Source organism: Oleiphilus sp. HI0066 (assembly GCF_001635725.1).
Genome location: NZ_LWFH01001473.1, coordinates 1 through 1,568, shown reverse-complemented (window position 1 = coordinate 1,568; position 1,568 = coordinate 1). Strand labels below are relative to the sequence as shown.

Sequence of the window (1,568 nt, the reverse complement as noted above, 5' to 3'; positions counted from 1 at the left end):
AGCAGGGCGAAAGCACAGATAAACTGCACCAGTATCTGAACGATATATTTGAAACCCAGCTTGGTCGCTTTTACAGAGCAGCCACTAACGATAAAGCCGATCTGCTCGAATACTACTGCTTCGATTCTTACTGGGCTGAATCAGTCAAAAGTAAGATAGAAGAACTTATTGGCGATTACCCTACCGAAGGTCCCATCACCCTGCCCGGCAATAAACAGGCACCTAACCTATATCAATTCTACAAAGAAGAGTTGGATAAATTACCTCCGCTCACTGGAGACTACCCCTTTGCCTTCGTGCATGGCGACCTCAATGGTGCAAACGTCATTATCGACGAGCGCGACAACGTTTGGCTGATCGATTTCTTTCATACCCATCGCGGACATGTACTAAAAGATTTCGCCAAACTTGAGAACGACCTTCTCTACATCTACACACCAATTGAGTCTGATGCAGATCTTCAACTAGCTTATGAGTTTAGTGATTTTTTACTTAGGTTTGATGACCCTTTTGATTATCTGCCAAAGTTGTCAGAACAATTTCTTGGGACACAATTTGAACGCACTTATGAATCTGTTTGCCACATAAGAAAGTTAGCTAGCCAACAAATTGAAAAGAATGATCCGTCGAGAAAGATTCAATGGCTAATACCGCAGCTAAGGTATGCTGTGCATACTATTGGGTTTGATGAGCCAAACGAACTTCAACGTATCTGGTCTGCTTACCTAGCCTCAAATTTAATATTATTACTTAAATCAATGTGCTCCCTTAATTCTTGAAATGGACTGACTAACGATAATAAAAAATCGGCTGCCTATAGAACCAAAAGTACTTGCATCAAGCAGTTTCAATAGAGGCAAGCCTATTAGCTAACTTGCCTCTATTTGCGTTTTAAGGCATTGGAGTTGGAACAGTTGATTCAATTGGTGGCATATCTTTAACCGCTTTAACGAAACTCATTAAAGTAGCAACTTCCTCAATAGCAGACACCTTCCATATACCGTCTTCTAATGTGAACATCCAGATTGTCTCTACATCTTTGTATTTCTTACTGCCTTCAACGACTTCCCCTGTTTTTAAATGCTCAAGATAGTCGTTCATATTTGCAGTCATTGAGACGACTAACTTAGATCCTTCATGATTATCTGAATGATTTTTGTGTTGAAAAAGAATCGGCGTGATCGTTTTTAGTTTCTTAACATCACAAATGTTTTTGACGCCTTGGCTTTTCCAATTCTCCAAATACACTTGCTGCTGATTTTGCAAATACCAATCCGTCATCCACTTCGAAGCATCTGACAAATCTTCGTTTGCCCAACCTTTGTGGACTCGCAAAAAGGAATCCTTGAATCGTTGCTGCAAAGATAGCCAATCAAAAACATCGCTATATCTAGTCATATAGGCTAAGTCTTTACGCGCACGCTTCTCTGCTAACTTCTTTTTAATTGTATTGAGGATTATCAAAGGTAGAAACGCGATAAATAATACAACGAGTAAGACTTTACCCCAGAACGACTCGTATATTGTTGAGGCTATTTTACCGCCCGGACCAGCCAATGCGGGATCGG

2 protein-coding genes are annotated in these 1,568 nt (G+C 40.5%); one reads left to right on the top strand and one right to left on the bottom strand.

From position 1 onward, the window contains the following. On the top strand, positions 1–779 hold a 779-nt coding region (locus tag A3738_RS22810; RefSeq protein ID WP_156504429.1), incomplete at its 5' end, for a phosphotransferase. Positions 780–891: 112 nt separating this feature from the next. Here the strand turns inward: A3738_RS22810 and A3738_RS22805 are convergent. Next, on the bottom strand, positions 892–1,568 hold a 677-nt coding region (locus A3738_RS22805; protein WP_068763880.1), incomplete at its 5' end, for a Tim44-like domain-containing protein.